Origin of the sequence: Synechocystis sp. LEGE 06083, assembly GCF_015207725.1 — a bacterium.
Taxonomy (GTDB): domain Bacteria; phylum Cyanobacteriota; class Cyanobacteriia; order Cyanobacteriales; family Microcystaceae; genus Synechocystis; species Synechocystis salina.
Window position 1 is genome coordinate 1 of sequence record NZ_JADEWJ010000441.1, and the last position, 1,450, is coordinate 1,450.

The window sequence follows — 1,450 nt, forward strand, 5'->3', positions numbered from 1 at the left end:
TGCTGAATATGGCATGCGCTTCCAGATTGAAGAGAGCTTTTTAGATGACCAGTCCAATGTCTGGAATATCCAGAAATCACAGATTCGTTCTGTCTGTGCTTTTTCCCGATTATGGTTTCTCTTGGCTCTCGCCACTTTATTTGCAACCGCACAAGGCTTAACGGTAGTTGAACATGGCCATCGTCGTTGGGTCGACCCCCATTGGTTTCGCGGCCACAGTTATTTACGCCTCGGTTGGGATTGGTTGAAGACTGCCTTCTACAATGGATGGCCCATTATCCATCAGGTCGCTTTTTTCTCCCATCAAGACCCTGAACCGGCTATGGCTTCCCTTCGTCAGCACCACCGCCGCCTTTATGCCCTTGAGTTTACTCTCCAGGTCTATTCCTACGAGTCCTCTTAAACTTTTGTCAGTCAATCAGTTCTGCCCCATACAACTTTTGTCTTGTACTTAGGATTAAAATAGAAGATGAATTTAAAATATTACTAAAACGAAAAATTGATCTAGTCTCCAAAAAAGCGATTAAAAATAGCAAAAACTGGATTCGCCGTCAAAATATTCTTGATAATGCGGAGATTATTTATGTCCAGTGACCAAGAAGTCATTTTAGATCTTTATCATGCTCTCAATAAAATTCTGGCTTTTACTCAAAATATGGATAAATAGAAATTTATTGATGATGAAAAAACACAATCTTCAGTTTTATCCCAAATAGTGATTATGGGAGAAGCAGTGAATCGACTCTCTGAACAATTTAAAAATCAACATCCCCAAATTCCATTTAATGAAATCCGTGGAATGAGGAACAGAATTGTCCATGAATACAAAGAAGTTGATTGTGATATTATTTGGGAAGCCATCAAAAAAGATATTCCTGCGTTGATTAACTTTATTTCATCAGCCATTGATCATTGATTGATAGGATATAGCCTCCCCCTTACCAATCAAAAACTAATTTGCTTTTGGCATGAACCCAAAATTTGCCGAAATGAATTTCAAATCTCTCCGAACTTACGTCATTGAACATCAAGATGATGATGAAGTTTTTTATGCGTTTGTAGATCGTCTTAAGGCTAATCTTTCGTCTCGGGTTTATCCTCCTCCTAATACTCCTGAAAATGTTGCCATTATGGAGCAAGCAATACTAGTCTAAAGCAAAGTTAATTTACCGGCGATCGCCAAGCCTCTTTCAAACAAATCAAATCTTAAATGAATTTCATCATAAGTACAATGCTAAAACCAACATTCCGCAGGCTCTACCAATAGTTACTAAATTTTCGGGAAAACACTAAATATAGCGTAGTTTTTTCGTATTGACTGACTGGGGGGCAAGAGGCAAACCCCGAAATAGGCTGGCCGTCGTACTCGATTTCAGACGAAGGTGTACTACGTGCGGAATGTAGGCTAAAAACATCAGAATTCCAAAAATCCATAAAATCCGTTGAAAAC

At 38.9% G+C, this 1,450-nt stretch carries 2 protein-coding genes; both read left to right on the top strand.

Annotated elements, in window-relative coordinates; genetic code table 11:
• A partial coding sequence (locus tag IQ219_RS19575) for a hypothetical protein (protein WP_228017409.1) occupies positions 1–403 on the top strand: 403 nt, incomplete at its 5' end.
• Positions 404–673: 270 nt separating this feature from the next.
• Entirely contained in the window at positions 674–916 is a 243-nt protein-coding gene (locus IQ219_RS19580) for a HepT-like ribonuclease domain-containing protein (protein WP_338116551.1), read from the top strand.
• Positions 917–1,450 lie beyond the last annotated feature (534 nt).